This is a genomic window from Paraniabella hibiscisoli (assembly GCF_022512515.1).
GTDB classification, from domain to species: Bacteria; Bacteroidota; Bacteroidia; order Chitinophagales; family Chitinophagaceae; genus Niabella; species Niabella hibiscisoli.
The window spans coordinates 1,206,208-1,231,549 of record NZ_JAKWBK010000001.1 but is presented as its reverse complement, the minus strand read 5'-3'; the positions used below and the strand labels follow the sequence as shown (position 1 = coordinate 1,231,549).

Genomic DNA, 25,342 nt, shown 5'->3' with positions numbered 1-25,342 from the left:
TCGCTAAAGTTGGAGAAATGGGATACAAGCTTTTTCCAAACTATAAAGATCTTTTTAAAGTAGCCAACGAGCGTTGTGAGGAAATGATCATGAGCGTACAATATATTGAGGAACCTGACGGGTATGGTTCGCGCCTGCAAAAATATTGCGCCGCGTGGAACCAGGGATCTAAAGACAGCAGGGGCTGCTGGACAGACCTGCAGGTAACACCTGCCGTAGTAAATTTGTATGAAGTAATAGTAGATGCTAATACGGTAAAACCGTTTAGCTGGTCAGATTATTTACCTCAATGGAATGCCGTTAGTGCGTCCGCAACTGCAAACAGGAAAGTTTTCTTTATCCGTGACCAGAAAGTAAACGGCGCAGATGTGCACGCCACCGTGACTACAGCTATTAATACAGAGCTGAATAAATTGGATGCAACGGTAAAGGCCTTGTATCTGCCGGAAGGAAACGAAGCGCGTCTTAAAAAGGCATACGCCAACAGGGATCCACGCTTAGCATATAATGTAGTTACACCCTATGCGGACTTTAAGGGTGTAAACAGCAATTCCACAGCCGAAGGTATGTATACTTACAGGTTTCCTTTGACTGGTAAGTATTATTCAGACCAGGCAAGCGCTGAGCCTAACCTGAACAAGAGCCTGCCCGCGACCTACTATACTTCGGGTAGTTGTAATGCCCAGGCAGAGTTCAAGTACATTCATCGCAAGTTTGTAGGCGAAGGCCTTGAATATGCCCGCAGGCAAAGTAACCCTGTAGATGAGCCCATTATCCGATATGCTGATGTTCTGCTGATGTGGGCAGAAGCCCTGGTAGAAAAAATGATCTTAATGGGGCAATGGAGAAGGTAAAGCTGGTAAGAATCGCGCAGGAATACCTACAATGGCGTTGTCTTTTTCTGATCAAACCCTTGCGCGCAATTATGTGCGGGACGAACGTCGCCGGGAATTTGTAAATGAAGGAGTAAACTTCTTTGACGAAATGCGCTGGAAAACGCTGAAGGAAACCAAGTTTAACGAAAAGGTAGCGCAACATGCATGGGGTGGCACAGAAAGTACCGGCGGTACAACTTATGAGTGGGTTGGAGACTATTGGTATACCTGGCCGGTTCCAAAGGCTGAAACAGAGTTAAACCGTAATCTGAAACCCACCCCAGGTTGGGTGTATTAAGTAAATTAAATTATTGCCAGGGAACAGCGCTTAAAGCCATTCCCTGGCGATTAACAGGAAGAAAGCCTAATAAAAACCGTTTGAACAACTTTACCATGAAAGGGGGAAACCTGCTGTGCTTAATGCCCTTTGTATTCTTTTTAAATTGTATTAAGGAGTCATCCCAAACAACTATTTTCAATACAGATAGCCGCGTTAGCAGGCCTGTAACCTATTATATAGATCCTGGAGGAGATGATAATAATACCGGCAAAAGCCCGGATACCCCCTGGAGAACCCTTTCAAAAGTAAACTCTGTAACATTTTTTCCGGGCGACCGCATTCTGTTAAAGAGCGGAAGTGTATGGAATGAAACCCTGCAACCCAAAGGCTCCGGTGAGCCGGGTGCCGCGATTGTTATTGATAAGTATGGAGGAGATATAAAGCCGGTGATCCATGGAGGAGGCAGGGTAAATAGGAGCAGTACTTTACTATTAGATAAAGTATCTTATTGGGAGCTTAATAACCTGGAAATAACGAATAAGGTACCACATGGTATCAACCATGCTGCTACCGGCATAAGGGTCAACGGCGGCGGACGATCGGAGCCATTCAATACAAATATTACCATAAAAAACTGCTATATACATGATGTGAACGCAGCTACTGCTAAACAGCCTAATTATGTAAAGGGAGCCGGCGGTATTATTATTAATGGTAAGCTAAGCGATGTGTTGGTACAAAGCTGTCATATAGCCCATTGCTCCGTTGAAGGACTTAGAACAACAGGGTTTGGAGATCGGGCCAACAGGTCTAAAAATATTGTGTTCGATAATAACCTGATTGAAAATATATATGGCGATGGTATTGTAATGGCACAGGTAAGCGGGGGCTGTCGTATAACAAATAATACGGTTTACAATGCTTGTATGACTAACGACATTAATTTTGCCGGTATCTGGACGGTTGGCAGTACTAACACGATTGTTGCGCGTAATGAAGTATATGGCATGAGGGGTGGTGGTCCTAACGATGGTATGGCTTTCGATGCCGATGGCTGGGATAGCCTGTCGGCTACGGATGGTGATATTTTTGAGTATAATTATTCGCACGATAATAACGGCGGCTTTTTTCTTTTTATGAACCATGCCAGAAACATAACTGTAAGATATAATGTAAGTGTAAATGATGTAGGTACAACAGGGGCAAAAAACTATTCCTTATTCAAAACAGTACTAATACTGATCGCTACGTGTATAATAATACTTTTATATAAAAAACCCGGTGGATAAGCTTTTTTGGGAAGGCTCGGGGGCCGTGTTTTCAAACAATATATTTTATACTGCGTCTTCAATAGCAATGTTATCAGATAAAAAGCCAGACAACAGAACCCGGTTTTATAATAACTGCTTTTATCCTTCGGCTGCTTTTGCCATGCTTAACTGGGGTAGCGCGGTATATAGCGACAATTTTTATGGTGATCCGTTGTTTATAAATCCGGTAGCCGGTTCTGGATTTAAAACAGCTGAGGGGTATGGTATTAAACCCGGATCACCTTGCCAAAAAGGAGGGAAACTTATCGGGAGTAACGGAGGGGCTGACTTTTCTGGAAACATACTTCCTGCTGATAAGCCAGATGTAGGAGCTTTTCAGTCTGCTATAATATTAAAGGCCGGCAGTACATTGGCGAAAAAAGGGGGCCAGTAGTTGTATTTAGTTGGCTATTGCTTCGAATTATAATTATACGAATCTATCAAACATCAATTTTTGATTTTAACCATGTTTAAAAAAACGATACTCGGCGCAACACTGATATCCACGCTTGTTGGTTGCGCTTCAACAGGGAGTACCCAAAAGTCTTCGGATGGAGCTTTTGCAGCCGAAAAATTAAGCAATGCGCAGCTAATGCTTCGCCACATGCTACCGGCAGCCAATAAAAAGTTTTCGGCCCGAACGGGGGCTTATCCCCGAACCACCAACAAGAATGGGGAGCTGGTAACCACGTCTATGTACGACTGGACACCCGGCTTTTTCCGGGCAGTCTTTGGTACGCATACGAAAACTCGAAGGATGACAGCATGAAGGCTGAAGCGATCAAATGGACAGAAAAGCTTGCACCGCTGCAAACCTTTACCCAGCATCACGACCTGGGCTTTATGATGTATTGCAGTTATGGCAATGCTTACAGGCTTATCGGGAACGAGTCGTATAAAAATACTGGTTAATTCGGCCAGGGCATTAAGTACCCGTTTTAATCCAACAGCAGGGGTGATCAAGTCATGGAACAGTTTTAAATCGTGGCATGGCAATGCTACCTACGACTTTCCGGTGATCATTGATAACATGATGAACCTGGAGCTATTATTCTTTGCATCAAAAGTATCCGGAGATACCAGTTTCAGGCATATTGCGGTAACCCATGCATTAACTACGATGAAGAATCATTTCAGACCCGATTACAGTTCTTATCATGTGGTTTGTTACGATTCTACAAACGGAAAAGTGATAGCCCGCGAAACCGCACAAGGCTATGCAGATAACTCTACCTGGAGCCGCGGCCAGGCATGGGCTATTTACGGTTATACGATGACTTACCGGGAAACCAAAGATCCACGCTTTTTAGAAATGGCCATTGGCCTTAGCAATTATTTTATTAATAGTAAACGATTGCCCGACGACTATATACCTTACTGGGATTTTAATGCCAATGAAAAAGGTTATACTCCGGGTGTAAAATCCTATGCCAATAAAATGAGCACTTTATACCGCGATGCTTCAGCTGCTTCTATAACAGCATCCGCCTTGCTAGAGCTAAGCACTTACGTAAGCAGCAACCAGGCAAAAAAGTATCAATCGGCGGCAAAGAAAATGTTAGAATCTTTAAGCAGCGACACTTATATGGCAACGCCGGGAGCCAACGGCAATTTTATTATCAAACATTGTGTGGGAAGTCTTCCACATCAATCGGAAATAGATGTGCCATTGGTATATGCAGATTACTATTTCCTTGAAGCATTGCTTCGATATAGCAAGTTAGAAAAAAGCAACCATTATTTTAAACGGTTTCATGTACCGGTAGGAACGCGGCAAACGCTCTGTATACAGCAGACATGCAGATACTGATATGAAAAAAGCTTTTTGATTACGGCCTTTTACTGTTTTTGTTTGAATGTACTCGGGCAAAATGCGAAGGGGATAGACTGGGCCGCATTTCTTGAAAGAAATGATTTAGTATATGATACTTTAACAACCAAATGGGAAGAAGGTCTTTTTACCGGTAACGGCCAGCTGGGAACCATGGTTTATATGGAAGGTCCCGAAACCCTGCGGATCGATATAGGGAGATCGGATGTTGCGGATCATAGAGATGACTCCGCCCCTGTTTTATACAATAAGGCCCGTTTGCCAATAGGATATTTTTCAGTTAAGCTCAAGGGAAAGATAAAAAAAATACGGCAAGACTGCACTTGTGGAACGCCGAAGCTACGGGAAGCATCCTTACTACAAAAGGAGCCATTCATTGGCGCTGCGTCAGCTTATCACAATCAGATCTGATAGTGTTCCAGGTTAGGAAAAGCGGATCTGAAGACCCAACATGGACTTTTATCCCGGTGATTTCAAAAAGCGAAAGGAGCACTTTTTCTTATGTAACAGATATACCCAAAGAATATAAACCCAACCCGCCGGCTCAAATAGCGTATGCAAACAATGTTTTCTATTGCCGGCAACCCATGCTGGCCGGCGGCGATTATACTACAGCATGGATAAGGCATCGTGAACATGCGGAAGACACTTATTTTATATCAGTAGGATATAATACCTTGCAGTCTTCCCTGGCAGCAACAATTGAAACGCTTTCAGCACCACTGCTTAAAAACCCGCAGGGGCTTATTGACAGGCATCGCAACTGGTGGCATCAGTACTACCCATTAAGCTTTGTCTCTCTTCCGGATGCCCGCATGGAAAGCTTCTACTGGATACAGCAATATAAAATAGCCTCCGCAACGCGAAAAACAATCCTCCCTTAGATCTGATGGGTCCCTGGTATCGAACAACACCCTGGCCGGCCTATTGGTTTAATTTAAATATTCAACTCACGTACTCCCTCTCTATACGGCCAACCGGCTTTCCATTGCAGAAGGCTTTATTGATATGATGGATGCGGGCAAGGAAAGCCTGAGCCTGAATGTGCCCGCCATCTACCGTCATAATGCACTTGCACTGGGACGAAATGGAGGAAGGAACCTGTACAAGCCGGTAAAAGTATATGCTCAAAAGGATAGCACTGCCACGCCATCAGATCTGGAGTTGGGTAATCTTACCTGGTGCTTGTATTATTACTGGCTACATTACCGTTATACGATGGATGATCATTTAAAGAACAAGCTCTTCACGCTTTTGAAAGGAAGTGTGAACTACTATCTGGACATCATGAATAAGGAAGCCGATGGAAAATGGCATTTACCCTATACCTATTCACCAGAGTATCCCGAGGGTGTGACAAGAGATTGCAATTATGATTTGTCGCTGTTTCGCTGGGGTTGTAAAACACTTTTGCAACTAGAGCCTGCGGATAGCCTGGCCCCTGTTTGGCAAAATGTATTGGACAACCTGGTAGATTACCCGAAGGATAAGAACGGTTTATGTATTGGCCGTGATGTAGCTTTTGATCAGTCGCACCGGCATTACTCTCATTTGCTTATGATCTATCCGCTGTCTTTAATAAACTGGGATCAGCCTGAAAACCGGGAACTGATCAGGAAGTCGCTGGAGCATTGGCATGGCTTTAAAGGCGCCTTGCAGGGATATTCTTTTACAGGAGGCGCGGCAATATATGCTATGATGAACCGAGGTGATATGTCAATAAATTATTTAAATCAATTGTTCGACCGTTATGTGAAGCCCAATACCATGTATCTCGAAAGCGGACCTGTTATAGAAACTCCGCTGGCTGCTGCCGAAACGATCCACACTTTATTCCTACAATATGTAGATGGGGTTATTAAATTGTTTCCGGCCTTACCTGATGAGTGGGAAGATGTTTCTTTCAGTAACCTGAGAACCGAAGGAGCTTTTGCAGTGAGTGCTGTAAGAAGTAAAGGTAAAACAAAATGGGTACAGGTAGAAAGTTTAGCCGGGGAAGCGCTTTCATTCAACCGGCATTGCAGGGAGAGGTAAAGTTCAAAGGCAGCCCGGTTTCTATGCAAAGTATTAAAACAGGTACCTATAAGCTCACCATGGAGAAAGGAGATAAAGTGATCTTGTACGCCAACGAAGCGCACTTAAAAGAGTATGTAAAACCTGTAGCACAAACCGGTGTGAAGAACTATTGGGGCAAAAAGATTAAATAGGCATAACCGCGATAAAAATTTGTATAATGAAGCAATTAATGAGTATTGTTTTTTCAATGGTATTATTGATGATGGGGCAATGGGTATTTGCTCAAAAATCCAAACCCGCACAAATCCGGGAGGGTGCCGGAGACCGGGCATTTTGGGTAAAGGCGCTTCATAAAGTAGCCTGGCCGGTGGTAGAGAACCTGGCGAATGGAACCCTTGAAAAAATATGCCCCTGGAGAAAGGACCAGAATACTACCTTAACGCCGGCAAGGTTTCTTACCTGGAAGCCGTGGGGCGTTGTTTTGCAGGTATAGCACCCTGGCTCGAGCTTCCGGACGATAATACCGAAGAAGGGATACTTCGAAAAAAATACAAAGCTGCGGTACAAAAAGGGTTAACCAGCGCGGCCGATCCGCAAAGCCCCGACTACTTAAATTTCAGGCAAGGTGGGCAACCCATTGTAGATGCCGCATACCTTGCCCATGCTTTTATGCGCGCGCCAAAAGCGATGTGGGAACCGCTGGACGCTTTAACCAGGCAACGATATATTTCAGAGTTTAAGTCATTGCGCGACCGAACCGGTGCGTACAATAACTGGTTGCTGTTTGCTGCAATGTCTGAGGGCTTTCTTCGATCCGTTGGCGAGCAGTTCGACCCGGTTCGGATTGACTATTCCCTGAATAAGATGAGGGAGTGGTATGTGGGCGATAGCTGGTATAAAGATGGGGACCTGTTTAGCATGGATTATTACAACTCTTATGTAATACACCCCATGCTGGTAGATTTGCTGGGATCTTTAAAAACAAAACCAGTGACAAAGCATAGCCAGAAAGTATATAGCGTTAATGAAGCTTACGAGCAGTCAGTGAAAAGGATGGTAAGGTATGCCGAATACCTCGAACGCATTATCGCTCCCGATGGAACTTACCCTGCTTACGGTCGCTCTGTTACTTACCGCACCGCAGCCTTCCAGGCATTGGCGCAAACCGCATTGATGAAACAATTACCAGAATGGGTAAGTCCCGCTCAGGTTCGTTGCGCTTTGACAAAAGTATTTTACAATATGTACGAGGGCAACCAGAACTTTGATAGCAAAGGCTGGCTGGTATTGGGTTTCAACGGTCATCAACCTATGATGGCGGATCAATATACATCCACGGGAAGTCTGTACATGGCTACACTTGGTTTCCTGCCTTTGGGCCTTCCGGCAACAGACAAATTCTGGACAGATGCTGCGGCAGATTGGACAACTAAAAAAGCATGGACCGGGCAACCGGTTAAAAAAGATTATAAAGTGGAATATTGATGCGTATTTAAACAGGGAACCACAACATTTTTTTGATATATTTGATGATACGGTTGTTACTTACCTGCATTTAAAATGTAGCTTCCCGGCCCTTTTGCTCAATAAACCGAATGTAATTTTAGCTTATTAAGGTTGACTGGCACAAGTATAGGCCAAATCGGTACGCCGGTGAAAAAGATTGAACAACAGAATAAGTAAGAAAGAAAAATTAACTAATATCTTCGAATCATCATGAGTTCAAAAAACACATCAAGAAGAAAATTCTTGAAAAATACAACGATAGCTACTGCCGCCACAGCCCTGTTGCCAGATTTACTTTTTGCTAAAAATAGTTTTCTGCGATCGGTGGCTACTGCCCCCTCCGAAAAAGTTAACCTGGCCTGCATTGGTATTGGTAATAGGGGTCAGCAAATTATTGAAGAGTTTGCAAAGACTGGTCTGGCTAATATTGTCGCCTTATGCGATGTGGATATGGGTGCTCCCCAAACGCAAAAAATAATGGGACAGTTTCCGCAGGCCAAACGTTTCCAGGATTTCAGGCAGATGTTTGACAAAATGAGTAATGAAATAGATGCTGTTTGTATCGGGACACCTGATTTTTCACATTTCCCCATCACTATGATGGCGATGGCTTTGGGCAAGCATGTATACGTAGAAAAACCAATGGCCCGCACTTTCAATGAAGTGGAGTTGATGATGAAGGCCGCCGAAAAGTATAGTAAAGTAGTTACGCAAATGGGTAACCAGGGTCACTCAGAAGGTAATTATTTCCAGTTTAAAACCTGGACAGAAGCAGGAATTATCAAAGACGTTAATAAGATTGTTGCCCACATGAACTCAGCCCGCCGCTGGCATGGCTGGGATACAAATATCAAAGCATTTCCCGCTGCAGAATCTACTCCTTCTACCCTTGACTGGAATATCTGGCAGATGCAGACCTTTGGCCATGATTACAATAAAGACTTTGTAAACGGACAATGGCGTTGCTGGTACGACTTTGGTATGGGCGCTTTAGGAGATTGGGGTGCGCACTTGTTAGACACGGCGCATGAGTTTTTAAACCTGGGCCTGCCCACAGAAGTAAAACCGTTAAAATTAACCGGGCATAATAATTTCTTCTATCCAACATCTACCACACTTTCCTACAAATTTCCAAAAAGAGGCAATATGCCTAAGGTGGAAGTAATGTGGTATGATGGTGTGGATAACCTGCCTCCTATTCCGAAAGGATATGGCGTACAGGGATTAGATCCCAATATTCCGCCACCCAGCACCGGCGATATCAAAGGGCCAAAGCTGAATCCTGGCAAGATCATCTACTCCAAAGATCTTATTTTCAAGGGCAGCTCTCATGGAAGCACACTTTCGATTATTCCCGAGGAGAAAGCAAAAGCAATGGCTGCACAATTACCACCGGTGCCTAAAAGCCCATCCAACCATTTCAAAAACTTTTTACTGGCATGTAAAGGACAGGAGAAAACCCGTTCACCTTTTGCGATAGCAGGGCCATTAAGCCAGGTATTTTGTTTGGGTGTGATTGCACAATGGACAGGAGATAAGATCAAATTCGACCGCGAGAAAAAGATCATTACCAATAATAAGAAAGCTAACGAGCTTTTAGTAGGCCCACCGCCCAGAAAGGATTGGGAACAGTATTACAAGATCTAGCAGACAGCATATATCAGGAATCGGTTTTATGATCGGGCGCTTCATTTCGGGGCGCCCGATATTTTTGTACCCTTCTTATACAGAATGCTTAAGTTCTCTGCTACCCCAACACCAGGAGGCTCTTATTTAAAAATTTGGATTCAAGCTGATGACCTGGCTATTGTTTTCATCGAAATTTCATTTAAGCTTTTTACTTTTGACCCAGTAAGGTATATAACTGCAGGTTATTTTTTAGCCGGATTATTTTTCCCAATATTTTGCGGGTTATGACGAAATTCTTAATGCTTTTATTATTCACTGCCGGGTGGTCCGGAATTTGCAATGCATCAGTTGTAACGGTGCCTGCCATTGTAATGGACACCCTTCCCGCAAAGAAAATGGAGGACCCTAAATCACCGAAACAAAAAGCAAAGGGACCAGATAAAACAATTAAGGAGGTTCCCAGGGCAAAGAATCAATCGGCACCTAAGGCTATTGTGATAAAGCCCATAAAAATGAAACCGGTAAAAGTTATTAAACCAAAGATAAACGGGAAGGGATTTGGAAAGTAGTATTTACTATGAAGCCGATAAAACGAGTATTAAAAGACTTTTTGTTTCTCCTGTTTTCTTTTGCTGCGCTGCATGTATCGGCACAAAAAATACGGACAGCAGGAGTGTTGACTCTTCTGCCACTGCAGCTTCAGCCACAACTTTTACCCTTGCTTCACTGTTCAGCAGCGGCATAGATTATTTTGGTCAGACTACGGAAAAAAGCTTCCTTATATAGCGTTGAACGGAACACTGCGCTTTAAGCAAGGTATTTATGCATCTGTTACAGGGTTCCATCTTTTTCTGATAGTGCCGTTGTATCGGCTACAGGCCTAACTGCTGGCTACCAGTTTACCATTATCCCGAAAATTACAGGGGATGCCAGCTACGCTTATACTGTTTTTCCAAAGCAATCGCCATTTTTACAGGCATCAAGTCCTCATATGGCCAGCTTGACGTTTAACTATGAGCATGTGTTAAATACCAGTATCAGCGTAGACTATTCTTTCGGCAAGCAACAGGATTTCTTTGTAAGTCTTAGTAACTCGAAAGAATTTAGGCTGAATACTGACCGCGACCGGCATATTTTCGCTTCGACCCCACAGGTGACCATTGTTGCAGGAACGCAGCAGTTTTATGAAACCTATCTTGTAGAAAGGAAAAATAACGGCAAAGGCAAGGGCGCACCGCCTTCCCGGGAAGAAAGCCGCAGTTATGATCAGTTTGGTGTATTGTCATACAACTTTAAACTGCCGTTGTCTTATAACAGGGCTTCTTACCTGGTGGAGGCTGCCTACCAGCTATCGTTATTGGGAAATAATGCATCAGAACGTGCAGGCCGAACGAATTCTTTTTTACTCTGGGGTTTTATTATCAATTTTAACGGAGCCGTATGAAAGTATTAATTGTTGAAGATGAAGAGGCGCTGTCAGAAGAAATAGCGGTTTCCCTGGGAGGAAGACAATTTCAATGCGACATCGCTTCATCAGTAGCCGAGGCGCTGCTCCGGACGGATACGGGGCATTATGAATTTATACTTTTAGACATTGGTCTGCCCGACAAAGACGGTTTTTATTTATTAAAGGAGCTCAGGAAGGATCATCCGGAAACAGCCATTATTATACTTACTGCCAGGGGGCAGGTAGAAGACCGGATTAAAGGGCTGGATATGGGCGCCGACGATTATTTGTCCAAACCCTTTTCGTTGCTTGAGCTTCAGTCGCGTATGATGGCTATAACAAGGAGAAAATATAACCTTAACGATACGCTTACTGCTGTAGGAGCATTTGAATTGGATATCCGTAACCGGATCATCAGATGTGAGGAACAGGAGATCGATCTTTCAAAAAAGAGTTTGATCTGCTCAGCTACCTGGTGCTACATAAAAACAGGCCATTAAGTCGCCTACAGTTAAGTGAACATTTATGGGGTGATTTTTCTGACGAGGGAAACGACTCTAATTATATTGATGTACACATCAAAAATATCCGGAAGAAATTAGAGTATATGCTTCCATCGACTGGTTGGAAACCATAAGAGGCATAGGGTATAAAATTAAAATGGAATAATGCGCCTTTACACCAAGCTTGCTTTATTTACTACGCTCAGTACCCTGGCTGTATTAATACTATTTGTAGTGTTACTACCGCAAATAATGCAAAAGGTTGCGTTCGCCAATACCAACCAGGCACTTTTACAGCAAAAGAAAAAAGTACTGCAACAGATCAACACTACCGGTATTGACTATTATGTTGGGGGAGATTCTGCCTATGGTAGCTATTCCATGTTAAAAGATGAATACATATCGCTGGAGCATACAGAAGAAAAGACCCTAACCGACACGTTAATAACAGAGCAGCGACTGGTAGACAGGGATACGATTAACTATCGCATACTCATGCACAGTTTCAGATCAGGAGGTCAAATGTATCTTTTAGAAATAGGTAAAAAAACGGCATCCATAAGTGCTGATGCAAGGGCTTTGCAGCAGACCGCCATTTACATTTTATTGCCCCTGGCGTTGCTTATTTTATTAATACAGATCGTTTACAACCGTTACCTGTTAAAGCCGCTGGAATATATCATCCGGTCAAGGCTGTTGAAGGCAAGCTTCCCGTTTAACCGGCAGGCGGATAAGCTAAAAAGCACAACCTACGACTTCCTGTATTTGGACGAAAGCATTTCCCGGCTGATGCAGCAAATCAATTATGCATTTGAAAAAGAAAGAGAGTTTACTTCCAACGCCTCGCATGAATTAATGACGCCGATCAGCATTTTGCAAAGCAAGATTGAGAACCTGACGGAGGATGAAAGTTTAAGCGACGAGCAGTATAAAAAGCTGGAAGCGACCATGCATATTATCAGGCGATTAAAAAAATTGTAAATGCGCTCTTATTAATATCAAGGGTGGATAATAACCAGTTTGCCGATAAAGATATTTTAATTACAAGGGAAGTTGTTGAGCAGGTGGTAGAAGAATTGCAGCATCGCATAGAACAAAAAGAAATTGTTTTAGATATACAGCTCGCTCATACTTCAGTAAAAAATATAAATAGGGATCTCTTGTTTCAGCTGTTCTATAATATCATCAACAACGCCATAAAATTCAACAAGCACGGAGGTAGTATTCAGATAACTGACCAGGGGGCAAGCAACAAATCATATACTGTTTTTATTGAAGATTCCGGCGCAGGCATTGATGAACAACAACTTGGTGAAATTTTTTACCGTTTCAAAAAGGTAGCTACACGGGCTGAAGGTTATGGGCTGGGACTAGCCATTGTGGATTCTATAGCGCGGCACGAAGGCCTGCTTCTTAATGTAGCATCTGAAAAGGGCAAAGGCACGCGATTCGGAGTTACTTTCGGGGTTAACCATTTATAGTCTTCATCTTTTTTCATGTTGCAGGGATATGTTTGTATCATCATTAAACAGAAATATCCATGAAACAAATTTTTTATTCCGTACCTCTCTTTTGCGTATTGCTATTAACGGCCTGTTCAAAAAAGATAGCAACAGCAATACTGGAGGCCAGGCTAAAGTACAACTGGTTTTGACAGATGCGCCTGGCCTTAATTATGAAGCCCTTTATCTTGACATAAAGGAAGTAAGTATCAACAACAGCTCAGCAGATGATGGTTGGATCTCTTATCCTATTGCGCCCATATTTGCACAACCCATCAACATACTTAATTATCGTAATGGTAAAACCATCGCGATAGGCGATCCTGTTTCTTTGCCTGCCGGGAAGATTGAACAGATAAGGCTGATACTTGGAAATAATAACACTATTGTTGTGAATGGTCAAACTGAGAAATTAACAGTGCCTTCCGGTGTGGTTAAAATTAACCTGCACCATGAACTTTTACCAAATGGAGTTTATAAAATTTGGGTTGATTTTGATGCCGCCCGTTCTGTAAAAGTACACGAAACCGGGAATGGCAAATATATTATGCGCCCTGTTATCAAAGCATTTGCCGATGAGGCTAACGGGCAGATAAGAGGTTATGTAAGGCCTGCTGAAGCCGGAGCCTGGGTGTATGCATTGCAAGGTGTAGATACGTTGGGTAGTGCGATACCCGCACCAGACGGTTTTTACCAGTTTGTAGGTTTAACAACGGGAACATATTCCGTTTCGTTTGATGCAGCTGACGCCTCTGGTTATAAAGATGCAGTAGTCAATAATGTGAACGTTGTTTACGGCCAGGTAACCGATGTAGGAACATTGGCAACTCCTGTCGTATTGATCAAATAGTTTTTTCATGAGGGTTTAGAGTATATAAGAGGGTTCGCTCTTTTTAGAGCGGACCCTTTCCATTTGTGCTGAACCATTCACTCAAAAAGTCCAGCTCTGCTATTGCCAGAGCATTGCCTTTACCCGCAATTTCCTTCGATTCGATCTTTATATATTTTGCAGATACCATTTTAGGAAAATTGTGCCTGCGTTTGGTTGGGTCGTTGATAAGATTCCCAAATTCAAAATTGCTGATAGTCGTCCAGGTTTGTCCGTCAGCGCTTGCCTGTATAATACCTTTTTCCATCATGCCTTTATCATGTGTGACTGGAGGTGTATAAGCAAATCCTTTCAGGCTATATGTTTTGCCCAGGTCAATAGTAATATGTTGCGTTGCGCCGTTCGCTTCAGAAAGCCAGTAGGTTTTGCTATTCCCGTCAAATGACAAAGCCGCCTTGTGCCGGGCTGCCTCACTGCTGGATGCAACAACATTCCATTCTTTTTTAGCAATACCAATTGATTCAGTAGTAATGCTGCCCATTTCTGTTTTACTGAATGCAGCGGCTTTTACCTCGCCTTTGTCCATTTCAAAAGGCTTTGTGTAAAGTGGAGAACTTTTACCCGGGTTGCTGCCATTGGTGGTGTACCGGATCTCAATGCCCGAATTAATATTTGCGGCCGCATTTTCTCCGCTATGATTCCAGTTGAAGTTATGCTGTTGGGGAACAATACTTACCCGGCCATTGATATCCTGGGCGATTTGTAATTGAGGTGGTCTTGTTTTATAATAGAAAGCAGCTACCGTACTGATGCCAGGAACCGCTCTTGTCTTTGTAAAACGTATCCTGAATTTTGAAGCAGTTACTTCAGGAAAACGCAATATTCTTTTATAGCCGATATTGGTGGCAGCCGCTATCTCTTTCCAGTCATTGTTGATCCATGCATCTACAACATGTGCTTCTACTCTTTCGCTATGCGTAGTAACCGACTCCTGCAATAAAATACGATTAATAGTAACGGCGGCAGGCGTGGTAATGATCAACTCAGGCTCGTTATTCTTTAATACAGAAAAAGTTGCCGGGTTGTTATCTAAAACTTTAAAATCTCCCTTCGCATTTTTAAACAGGCTATTACCGTAAGTTTCTTTAATGCGCTTACCTGCATCCAGCAGTGCGTTTACGTCTCTCTCCGAAAAACGCCCCTCCCGGTTCGGTGGAATATTTAAAAGAAAAGTAGAATTTCCTCCCACAGAACGTTCATATATATCAAACACATCATCAGCACTTCTTACCTTTTGTTCCGTATCATCGCGGTAAAACCATCCTTCTCTTATAGAAGTGTTCGTTTCTGCCTGCTGGTAGTGTATGTATTTAGCCTTATATAAATCATCCCGTTGACCCAGCGAAGCTTTGGTCATATCAGGAAAGTAATTTGCTGTGTCGGGGTTAAATGGATAGGCAATCGTATTCCACTCTGTAGCCCGGGTACCACCCGCTTCATTGCCACACCAGCGAATATCCTGCTTTCCAAAAACAACAGCATTCGGGGCTAATGTTTGTATCAGTTTCTTCCAGGCCAGATAGTTATAGGTCTGCCCACCTTTGGTTTTGGGATGGGCACCATCAAACCATACTTCGCTAATGGTCCATATTCCGTTAAGAGTTCAAAAAGCTGGTTGAGGAAATATTCGTTATAATCATCTACCTTAAATTTAAAAGTAGCTTTATTGGCAAACGGGCGACCCGGCACAGCGCGCGGAATGGTTCTTTCAGTATACTTACTCAGGTTGCCATATAACCCTTCGGGATTTTCTATCTGGAACAGGTCTGCGGGAGATAAGTAGATACCTAATTTTAGTCCGTATTTCTTGCAGGAAGCGGCCAATTCTTTTACAATATCCCCTTTACCATTTTGAAAGCCGGTAGCCATAATGCCATGTTGGGTATACCGGCTTTGCCATAAAACAAAACCGTCATGATGTTTGGCGGTGATGATCACCATCTTCATACCGGCCTCTTTCATTACCCGGCACCATTGGTCGGTATCGAGGTTTTTCAGGTCAAAAATTTGGGGGTCTTCTTTACCACTGCCCCACTCCATCCTGGTAAAAGTATTGGGACCAAAATGTATAAAGGCAATATACTCATTTCGTAATGCGGAATACTGGTTGGCTGTAGGCACCACATGCACAGCTTTGTTAATAATGGCTTCTTTAGAATCTGTACTTAATATTTCGTAAGTATTTTTTAGTGGCATTGAGGAGGCACCTGGTTGGGCCTCAGCTACCAAAGAAAATAAAGAAACAAATGCTGTGAACGAAAGCGTTTTAAACATGCTGATGGGTTTATTGGAATATAAAGAACAAGATGATTTATTTAATAGAATTATCGGATGCCGTTTGTGCTACTTCTACTTTTTCTTTGGTGTTGTCGTCGCTCCAGCTTCCTACGGTATGTATGCCCCACCGTTCTTCACTGGCAAAAGTGTAGTCGGCCTTATATTTTTCCGGTACATGGCAACTAATGAAAGAACCGGGCCTTACCGAAGGGAATATTTCCTCAAAAGTATACATAGCGGTCAAGGATACTCTCCGGTATACATGCGATCTGGTAATGTCCTGCATACCTCTTAACCCTGCGGCACCCATCAGTTCTACAAATGTTTTCACTGTATTCTTATGGAAATTGGCAACTCTTTCGCGTTTATCTTCTACAACTAATCCTTTGGTAAGTTTTGGATCCTGTGTTGCCACGCCGGTTGGGCAGCGATTGGTATTACAGATCAAGGCTTGTATACAACCAACGGCCAGCATCATGGCCCTGGCGCAGTTACAGGCATCGGCACCCAAAGCCGCTGCCCGTGCAATATGGAAACCCGTCATAATTTTTCCCGAAGCAATGATCTTGATATGATGGCGAATATTTAAACCACACAATACGTCTTCTACAAAAGCCAGCCCATCCAGCAAAGGAGCGCCAACATAATTGGAAAACTCCTGGGGTGCTGCGCCGGTACCGCCTTCACCACCATCCACTGTAATAAAATCAGGATAAGTGTCCAGGCTGATCATGGCTTTGCAAATAGCAATGAACTCGCTTTTATGCCCTATGCATAATTTAAATCCAATAGGCTTGCCGCCGGAAAGATCTCTTAGTTGTTTGATGAACTGAACCAGCTCCCGCGGCGAACTGAATGCGGTATGATAAGGAGGAGACTCAACAGTAACTCCGGGCGTTATATGGCGGATCCTGGCTACTTCTGGCGTATTTTTGGCTGCCGGTAAAATACCGCCATGACCAGGCTTGGCGCCTTGTGAAATTTTTATTTCGATCATTTTTATGTTCGGTATCTGCGACTTTGTAGCAAACAGTTCCGGTGAAAAATTACCCTGCTCATCGCGGCAGCCAAAATAACCGGTACCTATTTGCCATATCAGGTCGCCGCCCTGTTTCAAATGGTAGTCGCTTAGCCCGCCCTCTCCTGTGTTGTGCGCAAACCCGCCGATTTTAGCACCTCCATTCATGGCTTCAACAGCATTAGAGCTCAAAGAGCCATAGCTCATCGCAGATATATTGAGAATACTTCCATTATAAGGTTGCTTACAATCTTTATTACCAAACAACACACGTGGATTATGCTCCAGCGTATCAAAACCTTTGGGTGCAATAGAATGGCAAATCCATTCATAACCGGGCGCATACACATCCAGCTGCGTACCAAAGGGCATTGTATCATTATCCTGCTTGGCACGTTGGTACACCGTAGACCGGTCTATACGGTTTAAGGGTCGCCCATCGATATCTGATTCAACAAAGTATTGATATATCTTGGGGCGCAGCTCTTCCATTACATAACGCAAACGCCCAAATACAGGATAAATGCGGCGAATACTATGTTTGGTCTGCACCATATCATAAAATCCCATGATCGAAACGGCCAACACACCCACAAAAAGCACATACCAGTTAATGCTGAAATAATAACCTAATAAGAATGTAACAACAAGCGACAGCAGGGCTACAATGATAAAAAGGCGCCTCATATACAAAACATTTTATATGACGAATGTATCAATTTAAAACAATCTAAAAAATCAATAGTTGTGCTAATCTTTTTAAAATAAAAAGGCACCCTGTTAAGGAGTGCCGTACAAAAAAATTGAATATGTTTTTAATCGAACTTCTCGGGTCGCATTTGCGGGAATAATAAAACATCCTGTATGGAAGGAGAATTAGTTAACATCATCACCAGGCGGTCGATACCAAAACCGATACCCGATGTCGGAGGCATACCATATTCCAGGGCGCGTAAAAAGTCATAGTCAATATACATGGCTTCTTCATCGCCACGCTCCATCAGTTTAGCCTGCTCTTCAAAACGCTCACGCTGTTCAATCGGGTCGTTCAATTCACTGTAAGCATTGGCCACTTCTTTACCGTTTACCATCAGCTCAAAACGCTCTACCAGCCCTTCTTTGCTGCGGTGCTTTTTAGTAAGCGGGCTCATCTCAATAGGGTAATCGATGATGAATGTTGGTTGTATATAATGATGCTCACATTTCTCTCCGAATATTTCATCGATCAACTTGCCCTTACCCATGCTTTTATCTACATGAATGCCCAGTTTACCACAAACATCTTTTAACCCTTCTTCATCCATTTCGCTTACATCAAAACCGGTATGTTCCTTAATGGCATCGTAGATAGAAACTCTTGCAAACGGCGCTTTAAATGAGATGGTTTTATCGCCAATGGTCGCGTCGGTGGTTCCGTTTACATCCAGTGCAGCTTTTTCCAATAGCTGCTCCGTAGTTTCCATCATCCAGAAATAATCTTTGTAGGCTACATAGAACTCTAATACCGTAAACTCGGGGTTATGTGTGCGGTCCATACCTTCATTACGGAAGTTGCGGCTAAATTCGTATACCCAGTCGAAGCCGCCCACAACCAATCTTTTCAGGTACAACTCGTTAGCAATACGCAGGTAGAAGGGAACATCTAACGCATTATGATGGGTAACAAAAGGCCGGGCTGCGGCACCACCCGGAATAGCCTGCAAAACGGGTGTATCTACTTCCAATGCGCCCTGCTGGTTCAAAAACTCGCGGATAGAATTCATTAATTTGGTGCGCTTCACAAAAGTATCTCTTACCGATGGGTTGATCACCAGGTCGGCATAGCGCTGGCGGTATTTAAATTCAGGGTCCGTTACTTCGTCAAATACGTTTCCTTCTTCATCGCGTTTTACAACCGGTAAGGGCTTTAGCGATTTAGCCAATAAGGTCAACGACTGCGTATGAAGTGAAGTCTCCCCTGTTTTAGTAATAAACACATAACCGCTGGCACCGATAAAATCGCCCAGGTCCAGCCCGTGCTTCACCAGTACATCCCAAAGACTTTTGTCTTCGCCGGGATATAACTCATCACGCTTTACATATAGTTGAAAAATGCCCTGGTTATCCTGTATTTTTATAAAAAACACCTTGCCCTTATCATTAATGCTCATGATACGGCCAGCCACATTCACCTGGGCAAACTGGTCTTTGGATTCTTCGGTAAAGCTATTCTTAATATCTGCCGAATAATGCGATACGGGAAATAGCTCCGGCGGGTAGGGATTAATACCTGCTTCTTTCAGCTTTTGCAGCTTCTCTCTTCTGATCTGTTCCTGCTCTGATAATTGTTGTACACTCATAATTAAAAATTGAAAACATATCCAAAATGGTAAATCAAACTACCTTTTGGAGCCGTGCAAAGATACCCGATTTGAAGATTTAAGATTGGAGATTTTAGATCAGGGCTGTTCGATTCAAATCTTAATAGGTAAAATTCAAAGAACGGCTTATTTTTCTTCTGTTTTTTGTTTTGATTTGCTATGTAAATGAAGGGAGTATTGTATATATCGATTTTGTTATTGACGGCTATTGACTGCTTTTCCCAAACAGCGATAGTCGACTCGGTACATCCGCTGCTTAAGGGTAAGCTAGATGGTGACAAAATACGCGAAAACTACGATCATTTTGAAGTAGCAACGCCTACCAGGAAGCCAACTGGAAAATATACACCTGTTATTCTTTCGATGTTTCATTCAAAGAACCTGTACACAAAAACCGCGTTAAATTTAAAAGAAACATTAAAGGCGCTGGATGCATTTAAGTTCACACCTGAAAAGGGAAAGGGATATGCCTCTATGGGAGACTTTCCTTTTTCAATAGCAGTGCCATTATTTGACTCTGTGCCAGTAATAATAACAGCGTATGGTATAGACTCTCAGAATATGGAACAATATAGGTTCAGAGTTTTGGAAAATAAGAGGAAAGAAATTCTGGGATGGACTAAAGTCAGATTTTTTAGCCCGGTTTTTATGCATTTCAGATATAATATAGACGGATCGGAGCAGAAGCAAATGGCCTACCTGGGCCAATTTAATGCCCCTGTAAATAATAGCATTACTGTAGAAGTAAAGAACTTATTGATTCCGGATACGATCTATAGAATCGCCGCAACCTGGATAAAAAGAGCGCCGTCTGTGATTGCTACCTTCAGCACCACTGCTTTTAAGAATTTTGTGGAAGTATACAAATACCAATGGAAGCACGACTTTAGCAAACCTAATACAAGCACCTACTATGGAGATATAGGATTGAAGCCGGTAGATAGCCTGCTTTCTGTAAAGAACGTTTTTAACTATGATGAAAACAATTTGTTTTTATACCTAAAGGATAAGGTAAAATCGGTAGAACTGGTAGAATACAATCTTATAAAGGATAAAGATAGCCAGGGCTGGCAACCCAATACCTTCGATCCTAACGTAATCTTTCTGCAAAAATTGTCTCCCGGCAATTATAAGCTTTTGTTGCGGTATGCCTTTCAAAGACAAACAGTTGATGAATATTCATTTACTATAAAACATGCGTGGTATCAAACCTGGTGGTTTAAACTAACCGCAGGTCTGGTGTCGTTGCTGGCACTGTTTTCAATCGCTCTGCTATTAAAAAATCGCAGACAGCAAGCCAGGCTTAAAAAGCAGCAAATAGAGCAGCAGCTTACACAAGCCGAGATAAAATCCATCAAGTCGCAATTTAATCCACATTTTGTATTCAACGCACTTACTTCCATCCAAGGCCTTGTTACGAAAAATGATATGGAGGCGGCACATAAATACCTTAACGACTTCAGTATGCTGCTCAGGAACTCCTTAAACCAGAGTGAGAAGGAATTGATCAGCCTGTCAGAAGATATAGAGCTGATCAGGAACTACCTTAAACTCGAACAGCTTCGGTTTGGGTTTGAATATGAAATTGATGTTGATGATACAATTGACCGGCATGCTATTGAAGTGCCTGTACTATTGCTGCAGCCGGTAATCGAAAACGCGGTAAAACATGGCATTGCCAAATCGTATAAGAATGGCCGTTTGTTTATAAGCTATAAGGCTATTAACGATGATTTGCTGATAACTGTTGAGGACAATGGCGACGGGTTTAATGCTGAAGCCAAAAACGGACTAGGTCTGAAGCTAACGGCTGAAAGAGTTGATTTATTAAATGGTATCCTCAAAACCGGCCGGATTAGCTGGGAAACAAAGAGGCAAGACAACAACACTCAGGTAATATTTATATTTAAAAACTGGCTCCTATGATTCAAACCATCATAATAGACGACGAACAAAATAACATAGAAAATCTTGAAGGATTGTTGCAGCAGTACTGTCCACAAGTGCATGTATTGGGCACCGCTATTAATGCGGACGATGGAATTGTGCTGATAAAGAATCTGAGACCGCAACTCGTTTTTTGGATATACAAATGCCGGGGAAAACAGGATTTGAAATGTTGAAAGAATTGACCGACTATAGCTTCGAAATCATTCTGATAACGGCATACGACCAGTATGGGATACAGGCCATAAAATTTTCAGCTATCGATTACCTGCTGAAGCCTGTAAATATAGAAGAACTCAAAGCTGCCGTTCAAAAAGCCGAAAACCGCGTAAAAGGCAAAATGCAAAACTATGAACTGGAAAACCTGTTGCAACTAATAAAAAACCGGGAGCAAAAATCAACGCATAAACTGGCACTACCAACATTAAAAGAAACCCGTTTTGTAAATCCCCGGGAAATTATCCGCTGTGAGTCGTCCAATGCCTATACCAGCTTCTTCTTTTCATCGGGTGAAAAAATTATTGTGTCGAGGCCCATTTATGAATATGAAGAATTGCTGGCTGCTTTTGATTTTATCCGCTGTCATCAGTCGCATTTGGTTAATAAGGAGCATATCAAAAGTTGGGTAAAAGAAGACGGCGGCTACCTGATACTCGACAATGGAGATGAAATTCCTATTTCAAGAAGCAAAAAAGAAAACGTAACGCAAGCGCTTATTCATTTAAAATAAAAAAGCCATGAAAAAAATGCTGTCTTTGTGCCTGTTAATAACGACAATCTATGCTGATGCACAACAACAAGTTTCGATACAGGGGAGAATTAATTTGCTAAGCAAAAGTAAACAGGTGTTATTGTCTGGTTTTGACCCGGCAATAATACAACCAGATGGTAGTTTTAGGATTGAAGGCAGTGTAAATGAAGCGCGTACCTTTCTTATCCGAACAGATAGTTCAAGCGCCCACTCCTTGTGGTTAGAGCCTGGTAAGTATACGCTTGAATGTGAAGAGATGTCAATAGGAACGAAACGGTCCATTGTTTTAAGAACACCTGGGTTAAGAGGTCCTGCAAAAGCTCAGTTGTTTAATGATTTTCAAAATCAGCTTTATAGCGGGTTCGGTGTAAAAGCTGCACAAGGAGAAAATAGGGATAGTGTTAGGAGCAGGCAAAAAAACCGGGTTGTGCAATATATGGATAGTGTAATAGCGCTTGACAATTCCGCTGCCGTGCTGGCCAGCATGGTAAGGTCTGTACAGTTTTATGTTGGCGATGGGCCTACGAAGGTACTGATACAGAAGCTTGCCACCGAACTTAAGGAAAGCGACGAAATAAGTTTGCTGGTTAAAGATTTTAAGAGGAAAGATAAAATTGCGGCAGAAAAGAAGTTTGAACCTTTTATCATGAAAGATACCAGCGACAATAATTTTTCGCTTAATTCGGTAGCTGGAAAGAAGGCGATACTTTTAGATTTTTGGGCGAGCGATTGCGGGCCTTGCCGGGCAACACACCCCAAATTAATTAACTGGTATCAGAAGTATAAAGAAAAGGGCCTTGAAATCATCAGTATTTCCATTGACACAGAAAAAGGAAAATGGATCAAAGCAATGAGGAAGGACGGCATAGAAAAATGGATCAATATCTCTGAATTAAAAGGGTGGGAAACATCACTGATGAAGAACTACTTTATCCCATTTATCCCGTTTAAATTTCTGCTGGATGAAAATAAAAACATCATACAGGTAGAAAATATGGCAACCTCCTGGATTGAGGAAAAAGATATTGTTGCCTTATTAGATAAATAAAAGTAAAAAGGAGAATCATTCGCTTACTCTATACAGTATTTATGAAGAGACTTCATTGAAATTAATTAGTCTTTTCATGGCTGGTAAGAGGTTTCTGAAAAGGAAAACAGATATGGAATAAAACGAGCGTCAAAATAAGTTTAATTTTTTTATGTAAGTTATTTAACAATTGCATCCTGCTGATACAATTGTTGATATGAGAAAAGCATGCTGCCTTATTTTTTTGTTTTTAATGGTTTGTTACAGTTGGTCGCAGACTACTTTAAGCAATGGCCTTACATCGGGCCCTGTCACCCAAGTATACCGGCTTACCGATAAAGAAACGGAGCTCCTGATAAAGGACCCCAGGGCAGTAACCGACGCTTTTTTCATGAGCTGGCAGACAGTTATACCGATATCAGGCAATGTAAAAAGCTTCCTTTTGGCAACTACCTACAGGTTCGGCCCGTTAAGAATAAGCTGCAGTATCAGCTCATCACAAGGAATAATGTAAGCCTGAAATTTGTAAACAATCTCAGGGATTTCCAGTTTACGTTAACAGACGATATTGGAAACAGGATAACGCATGCAAAGGCAACTAACGCGAAGGGAAAAATAATAAAATACGACGAGAAAGCGAAGCTTTATAACTATACCTATCCTGAAGAAGACGGCTATATTAAAGTTGTCCATAATGGGGTTAGTAATTATTTTACCTATGATGTAGACGAGCATTATGCATATCGGCAGAAAGAAAAAAACAGGAAACGTATCGTGCATATATTTCCGTTAAAACAGATCAAACGCCTGTTTTCAAAAAATAAACGCAGGCCGTTACCATCAAAAACATACCGGAGCTTTATGGTATTTAGCAAACCTTTATATAAGCCCTATGATACGGTAAAATTCAAAGCCTATGTATTAACTGCAAACGGTGAAAACATACCATCCAGGAGCCTCCACGTTATGTTGGATGGGCCTAATGGACCCAAGCGCATCACCCAGCTGAGCCCTTACAGAGCAGGAGCCTACGAGTACCAGTTTATATTAACTGACAGCCTGGGGTTAAGATTGGATGCTGATTATTTTGTCCGCCTTACCGACTCGATCGCCGACAGGGAAAAGGTGCTTACATCTGGATCGTTCAGGTACGAAGATTATGAGCTGAAGTCCCTGAGCTTTAATGTACGCACCGATAAAAACACTCACTATCCGGGCGAACCCATAACGCTCTTCATGAAAGCGACTGATGAAAATGAACTGGCAGTACCTGATGCCCGTGTGGAGATCGTAGCCCGCTTACAGTATGTTAAAGCATTTTATGGAGACACTGTTTTTATTAAAGATAGCTTATGGACAAATAATATGCTACTTGACCCGGTTGGGGAAACCAAGCTGGTATTACCCGACAGTATTTTCGCGGATGCGGCATTATCCTTCTCGTTAAACCTGCGAATGCTGAACAGCAATAACGAAACCAGGGTCAATAATCAATACCTCGACTTTGATGCACGGAAGATTAAAGTGACAAAGGAGATTGCTGCGCAGTTTATCAAAGACAGCCTGAGTTTTAACTTTACAGATTCAGGCAAAGAACAAAAGCAAACCGGATGGCTGTACAAAAATGCAGCCAGTGGTACCATCATCGACTCGCAGCAAGTGCAGCTTCCATTAGTTATACCTGTTGATTACCGGGCGCATGATTATCACCTGCTGCTGAATAATGGAATGGATACCACTATAGCGCTTAACAACTTTACACCCGATATACACCCCGTTGCTGTACAAAAGGAAAATCAACTGCATTTGGCCGTTGTTAACCCGCATAAACTTTCTTTCTGGTACACGGCATTTTCTGGTGATAAAGTGTTATTGACGGATATACGAACCGCCTGGACACCGTTGTGAAACATTCAACTGAACAGGCGGCTCATTTTCGCATTAATTATTTCTGGGATGATCAAGAGCAGACTGAAGAAATAAGTGCTTTTTATAATGCCAATAAGCTGGACATAAAATTGCTGGCGCCTGATATGGTATATCCCGGGCAAAAGGTAAACATGAAAGTGAGGGTGCTTGATGCAAAGAAAGCCCCGTTCCTGATGTAGACGTAACGGCTTATGCACACACATCCAAATTCAACAGCAGCACACCGCAGATCCCTCGATTTGGAA

The 25,342-nt window shown here is 42.5% G+C and carries 31 protein-coding genes; 26 read left to right on the top strand and 5 right to left on the bottom strand.

What is annotated here, in order from left to right; genetic code table 11:
* Window positions 1-17: 17 nt before the first annotated feature.
* The 15 genes from MKP07_RS07980 to MKP07_RS07915 all read left to right on the top strand — a co-directional run bounded on the left by MKP07_RS07980 (window position 18) and on the right by MKP07_RS07915 (window position 10,016).
* On the top strand, window positions 18-854 hold the full coding sequence (locus MKP07_RS07980) for a RagB/SusD family nutrient uptake outer membrane protein (RefSeq protein WP_262919199.1): 837 nt from the start codon (window positions 18-20) through the stop codon (window positions 852-854).
* Window positions 855-885: 31 nt separating this feature from the next.
* Window positions 886-1,173 carry a RagB/SusD family nutrient uptake outer membrane protein gene (locus MKP07_RS37945; protein ID WP_262919198.1) on the top strand — a complete coding sequence of 96 codons (288 nt, stop codon included), beginning with the start codon at window positions 886-888 and terminating at the stop codon, window positions 1,171-1,173.
* Window positions 1,161-2,444, top strand: a complete 1,284-nt coding sequence (locus MKP07_RS07975) for a right-handed parallel beta-helix repeat-containing protein (RefSeq protein WP_240846518.1) — start codon at window positions 1,161-1,163, stop codon at window positions 2,442-2,444. Before MKP07_RS37945 ends, MKP07_RS07975 begins: the two co-directional genes overlap by 13 nt.
* Complete coding sequence (locus tag MKP07_RS07970) at window positions 2,437-2,859, top strand: hypothetical protein (protein ID WP_240846515.1); 423 nt, start codon at window positions 2,437-2,439, stop codon at window positions 2,857-2,859. The genes MKP07_RS07975 and MKP07_RS07970 overlap by 8 nt, the downstream gene beginning before the upstream one ends.
* Window positions 2,860-2,919: 60 nt before the next feature.
* Complete coding sequence (locus MKP07_RS07965; RefSeq protein WP_240846513.1) at window positions 2,920-3,234, top strand: hypothetical protein; 315 nt, start codon at window positions 2,920-2,922, stop codon at window positions 3,232-3,234.
* Window positions 3,231-3,377 (top strand): hypothetical protein, encoded by a 147-nt coding sequence (locus tag MKP07_RS07960; RefSeq protein WP_240846511.1) that lies wholly within the window; start codon window positions 3,231-3,233, stop codon window positions 3,375-3,377. Before MKP07_RS07965 ends, MKP07_RS07960 begins: the two co-directional genes overlap by 4 nt.
* Complete coding sequence (locus MKP07_RS07955) at window positions 3,331-4,275, top strand: glycoside hydrolase family 88 protein (protein ID WP_240846509.1); 945 nt, start codon at window positions 3,331-3,333, stop codon at window positions 4,273-4,275. Before MKP07_RS07960 ends, MKP07_RS07955 begins: the two co-directional genes overlap by 47 nt.
* Before the next feature lie 42 nt (window positions 4,276-4,317).
* Window positions 4,318-4,707: a glycoside hydrolase family 95 protein gene (locus tag MKP07_RS07950; protein WP_240846507.1), complete on the top strand. Its 390-nt coding sequence runs from the start codon at window positions 4,318-4,320 to the stop codon at window positions 4,705-4,707.
* A 2-nt stretch (window positions 4,708-4,709) separates the two neighbouring features.
* Window positions 4,710-5,180 (top strand): hypothetical protein, encoded by a 471-nt coding sequence (locus MKP07_RS07945; protein WP_240846506.1) that lies wholly within the window; start codon window positions 4,710-4,712, stop codon window positions 5,178-5,180.
* Between the two features lie 124 nt (window positions 5,181-5,304).
* On the top strand, window positions 5,305-6,330 hold the full coding sequence (locus MKP07_RS07940) for a glycosyl hydrolase family 95 catalytic domain-containing protein (RefSeq protein WP_240846504.1): 1,026 nt from the start codon (window positions 5,305-5,307) through the stop codon (window positions 6,328-6,330).
* A gap of 23 nt (window positions 6,331-6,353) precedes the next feature.
* Window positions 6,354-6,503: a hypothetical protein gene (locus MKP07_RS07935; RefSeq protein ID WP_240846501.1), complete on the top strand. Its 150-nt coding sequence runs from the start codon at window positions 6,354-6,356 to the stop codon at window positions 6,501-6,503.
* Window positions 6,504-6,529: 26 nt separating this feature from the next.
* Window positions 6,530-6,805, top strand: a complete 276-nt coding sequence (locus MKP07_RS07930; protein WP_240846498.1) for a hypothetical protein — start codon at window positions 6,530-6,532, stop codon at window positions 6,803-6,805.
* Window positions 6,718-7,797 carry a DUF2264 domain-containing protein gene (locus MKP07_RS07925; RefSeq protein WP_240846495.1) on the top strand — a complete coding sequence of 360 codons (1,080 nt, stop codon included), beginning with the start codon at window positions 6,718-6,720 and terminating at the stop codon, window positions 7,795-7,797. The genes MKP07_RS07930 and MKP07_RS07925 overlap by 88 nt, the downstream gene beginning before the upstream one ends.
* Before the next feature lie 231 nt (window positions 7,798-8,028).
* Complete coding sequence (locus tag MKP07_RS07920) at window positions 8,029-9,465, top strand: Gfo/Idh/MocA family protein (protein WP_262919197.1); 1,437 nt, start codon at window positions 8,029-8,031, stop codon at window positions 9,463-9,465.
* Window positions 9,466-9,731: 266 nt separating this feature from the next.
* Window positions 9,732-10,016, top strand: a complete 285-nt coding sequence (locus MKP07_RS07915; RefSeq protein ID WP_240846489.1) for a hypothetical protein — start codon at window positions 9,732-9,734, stop codon at window positions 10,014-10,016.
* A 6-nt stretch (window positions 10,017-10,022) separates the two neighbouring features.
* Here MKP07_RS07915 and MKP07_RS07910 read toward each other — a convergent pair whose 3' ends face one another.
* Window positions 10,023-10,190, bottom strand: a complete 168-nt coding sequence (locus MKP07_RS07910) for a hypothetical protein (protein WP_240846487.1) — start codon at window positions 10,188-10,190, stop codon at window positions 10,023-10,025.
* A 248-nt stretch (window positions 10,191-10,438) separates the two neighbouring features.
* On the opposite strand from MKP07_RS07910, the gene MKP07_RS07905 reads away from it, so the two are divergent.
* The 6 genes from MKP07_RS07905 to MKP07_RS07880 all read left to right on the top strand — a co-directional run bounded on the left by MKP07_RS07905 (window position 10,439) and on the right by MKP07_RS07880 (window position 13,749).
* Window positions 10,439-10,891, top strand: a complete 453-nt coding sequence (locus MKP07_RS07905; RefSeq protein WP_240846485.1) for a hypothetical protein — start codon at window positions 10,439-10,441, stop codon at window positions 10,889-10,891.
* Window positions 10,888-11,394, top strand: a complete 507-nt coding sequence (locus MKP07_RS07900; RefSeq protein ID WP_240846482.1) for a response regulator — start codon at window positions 10,888-10,890, stop codon at window positions 11,392-11,394. The genes MKP07_RS07905 and MKP07_RS07900 overlap by 4 nt, the downstream gene beginning before the upstream one ends.
* The gene (locus MKP07_RS07895; protein WP_240846479.1) at window positions 11,370-11,531 is read left to right on the top strand and encodes a winged helix-turn-helix domain-containing protein; all 162 of its coding nucleotides are present in this window, start codon (window positions 11,370-11,372) and stop codon (window positions 11,529-11,531) included. Before MKP07_RS07900 ends, MKP07_RS07895 begins: the two co-directional genes overlap by 25 nt.
* A 31-nt stretch (window positions 11,532-11,562) precedes the next feature.
* Window positions 11,563-12,378: a histidine kinase dimerization/phospho-acceptor domain-containing protein gene (locus MKP07_RS07890; RefSeq protein WP_240846476.1), complete on the top strand. Its 816-nt coding sequence runs from the start codon at window positions 11,563-11,565 to the stop codon at window positions 12,376-12,378.
* Window positions 12,379-12,401: 23 nt separating this feature from the next.
* Window positions 12,402-12,878 (top strand): ATP-binding protein, encoded by a 477-nt coding sequence (locus MKP07_RS07885; protein ID WP_240846473.1) that lies wholly within the window; start codon window positions 12,402-12,404, stop codon window positions 12,876-12,878.
* A gap of 91 nt (window positions 12,879-12,969) precedes the next feature.
* Entirely contained in the window at window positions 12,970-13,749 is a 780-nt protein-coding gene (locus tag MKP07_RS07880) for a DUF4382 domain-containing protein (RefSeq protein ID WP_240846471.1), read from the top strand.
* 43 nt (window positions 13,750-13,792) lie between these two features.
* Here MKP07_RS07880 and MKP07_RS07875 read toward each other — a convergent pair whose 3' ends face one another.
* The 4 genes from MKP07_RS07875 to lysS all read right to left on the bottom strand — a co-directional run bounded on the left by MKP07_RS07875 (window position 13,793) and on the right by lysS (window position 19,422).
* Window positions 13,793-15,145 carry a discoidin domain-containing protein gene (locus MKP07_RS07875; protein WP_240846468.1) on the bottom strand — a complete coding sequence of 451 codons (1,353 nt, stop codon included), beginning with the start codon at window positions 15,143-15,145 and terminating at the stop codon, window positions 13,793-13,795.
* A 143-nt stretch (window positions 15,146-15,288) separates the two neighbouring features.
* Window positions 15,289-16,062, bottom strand: a complete 774-nt coding sequence (locus MKP07_RS07870) for an alpha-L-fucosidase (protein WP_240846466.1) — start codon at window positions 16,060-16,062, stop codon at window positions 15,289-15,291.
* Window positions 16,063-16,099: 37 nt separating this feature from the next.
* Entirely contained in the window at window positions 16,100-17,770 is a 1,671-nt protein-coding gene (locus MKP07_RS07865; RefSeq protein WP_240846464.1) for an FMN-binding glutamate synthase family protein, read from the bottom strand.
* Between the two features lie 128 nt (window positions 17,771-17,898).
* Entirely contained in the window at window positions 17,899-19,422 is a 1,524-nt protein-coding gene (gene lysS, locus MKP07_RS07860) for a lysine--tRNA ligase (protein WP_240846461.1), read from the bottom strand.
* 198 nt (window positions 19,423-19,620) lie between these two features.
* Here lysS and MKP07_RS07855 point away from each other — a divergent pair, with 198 nt between their 5' ends.
* The 5 genes from MKP07_RS07855 (at window position 19,621) to MKP07_RS07835 (ending at window position 25,276) form a co-directional block, all read left to right on the top strand.
* Window positions 19,621-21,369 (top strand): sensor histidine kinase, encoded by a 1,749-nt coding sequence (locus MKP07_RS07855; RefSeq protein WP_240846459.1) that lies wholly within the window; start codon window positions 19,621-19,623, stop codon window positions 21,367-21,369.
* Window positions 21,370-21,535: 166 nt separating this feature from the next.
* Window positions 21,536-22,120 (top strand): LytR/AlgR family response regulator transcription factor, encoded by a 585-nt coding sequence (locus MKP07_RS07850; protein ID WP_240846456.1) that lies wholly within the window; start codon window positions 21,536-21,538, stop codon window positions 22,118-22,120.
* A 7-nt stretch (window positions 22,121-22,127) separates the two neighbouring features.
* A complete protein-coding gene (locus MKP07_RS07845) occupies window positions 22,128-23,189 on the top strand; it encodes a TlpA family protein disulfide reductase (RefSeq protein WP_240846453.1) in 1,062 nt (353 codons plus the stop codon).
* A gap of 840 nt (window positions 23,190-24,029) precedes the next feature.
* A complete protein-coding gene (locus tag MKP07_RS07840) occupies window positions 24,030-25,076 on the top strand; it encodes a hypothetical protein (RefSeq protein ID WP_240846451.1) in 1,047 nt (348 codons plus the stop codon).
* Window positions 25,073-25,276 (top strand): hypothetical protein, encoded by a 204-nt coding sequence (locus MKP07_RS07835; protein WP_240846450.1) that lies wholly within the window; start codon window positions 25,073-25,075, stop codon window positions 25,274-25,276. Before MKP07_RS07840 ends, MKP07_RS07835 begins: the two co-directional genes overlap by 4 nt.
* Window positions 25,277-25,342 lie beyond the last annotated feature (66 nt).

What these genes read in the sequence shown, in the direction of transcription:
- MKP07_RS07875 (WP_240846468.1), bottom strand. Translation starts at nt 15,145, where the DNA reads ATGACCAAAGCTTCGCTGGGTCAACGGGATGATTTATATAAGGCTAAA.
- MKP07_RS07865 (WP_240846464.1), bottom strand. Translation starts at nt 17,770, where the DNA reads ATGAGGCGCCTTTTTATCATTGTAGCCCTGCTGTCGCTTGTTGTTACA.
- MKP07_RS07905 (WP_240846485.1), top strand. Translation starts at nt 10,439, where the DNA reads ATGGCCAGCTTGACGTTTAACTATGAGCATGTGTTAAATACCAGTATC.
- MKP07_RS07910 (WP_240846487.1), bottom strand. Translation starts at nt 10,190, where the DNA reads ATGCCGCTGCTGAACAGTGAAGCAAGGGTAAAAGTTGTGGCTGAAGCT.
- MKP07_RS07925 (WP_240846495.1), top strand. Translation starts at nt 6,718, where the DNA reads ATGCCCCTGGAGAAAGGACCAGAATACTACCTTAACGCCGGCAAGGTT.
- MKP07_RS07915 (WP_240846489.1), top strand. Translation starts at nt 9,732, where the DNA reads ATGACGAAATTCTTAATGCTTTTATTATTCACTGCCGGGTGGTCCGGA.
- MKP07_RS37945 (WP_262919198.1), top strand. Translation starts at nt 886, where the DNA reads ATGGCGTTGTCTTTTTCTGATCAAACCCTTGCGCGCAATTATGTGCGG.
- MKP07_RS07960 (WP_240846511.1), top strand. Translation starts at nt 3,231, where the DNA reads ATGAAGGCTGAAGCGATCAAATGGACAGAAAAGCTTGCACCGCTGCAA.
- MKP07_RS07840 (WP_240846451.1), top strand. Translation starts at nt 24,030, where the DNA reads ATGGTATTTAGCAAACCTTTATATAAGCCCTATGATACGGTAAAATTC.
- MKP07_RS07845 (WP_240846453.1), top strand. Translation starts at nt 22,128, where the DNA reads ATGAAAAAAATGCTGTCTTTGTGCCTGTTAATAACGACAATCTATGCT.
- MKP07_RS07940 (WP_240846504.1), top strand. Translation starts at nt 5,305, where the DNA reads ATGATGGATGCGGGCAAGGAAAGCCTGAGCCTGAATGTGCCCGCCATC.
- MKP07_RS07955 (WP_240846509.1), top strand. Translation starts at nt 3,331, where the DNA reads ATGCTTACAGGCTTATCGGGAACGAGTCGTATAAAAATACTGGTTAAT.
- MKP07_RS07920 (WP_262919197.1), top strand. Translation starts at nt 8,029, where the DNA reads ATGAGTTCAAAAAACACATCAAGAAGAAAATTCTTGAAAAATACAACG.
- MKP07_RS07930 (WP_240846498.1), top strand. Translation starts at nt 6,530, where the DNA reads ATGAAGCAATTAATGAGTATTGTTTTTTCAATGGTATTATTGATGATG.
- MKP07_RS07900 (WP_240846482.1), top strand. Translation starts at nt 10,888, where the DNA reads ATGAAAGTATTAATTGTTGAAGATGAAGAGGCGCTGTCAGAAGAAATA.
- MKP07_RS07870 (WP_240846466.1), bottom strand. Translation starts at nt 16,062, where the DNA reads ATGTTTAAAACGCTTTCGTTCACAGCATTTGTTTCTTTATTTTCTTTG.
- MKP07_RS07890 (WP_240846476.1), top strand. Translation starts at nt 11,563, where the DNA reads ATGCGCCTTTACACCAAGCTTGCTTTATTTACTACGCTCAGTACCCTG.
- MKP07_RS07980 (WP_262919199.1), top strand. Translation starts at nt 18, where the DNA reads ATGGGATACAAGCTTTTTCCAAACTATAAAGATCTTTTTAAAGTAGCC.
- MKP07_RS07850 (WP_240846456.1), top strand. Translation starts at nt 21,536, where the DNA reads ATGCCGGGGAAAACAGGATTTGAAATGTTGAAAGAATTGACCGACTAT.
- MKP07_RS07935 (WP_240846501.1), top strand. Translation starts at nt 6,354, where the DNA reads ATGCAAAGTATTAAAACAGGTACCTATAAGCTCACCATGGAGAAAGGA.
- lysS (WP_240846461.1), bottom strand. Translation starts at nt 19,422, where the DNA reads ATGAGTGTACAACAATTATCAGAGCAGGAACAGATCAGAAGAGAGAAG.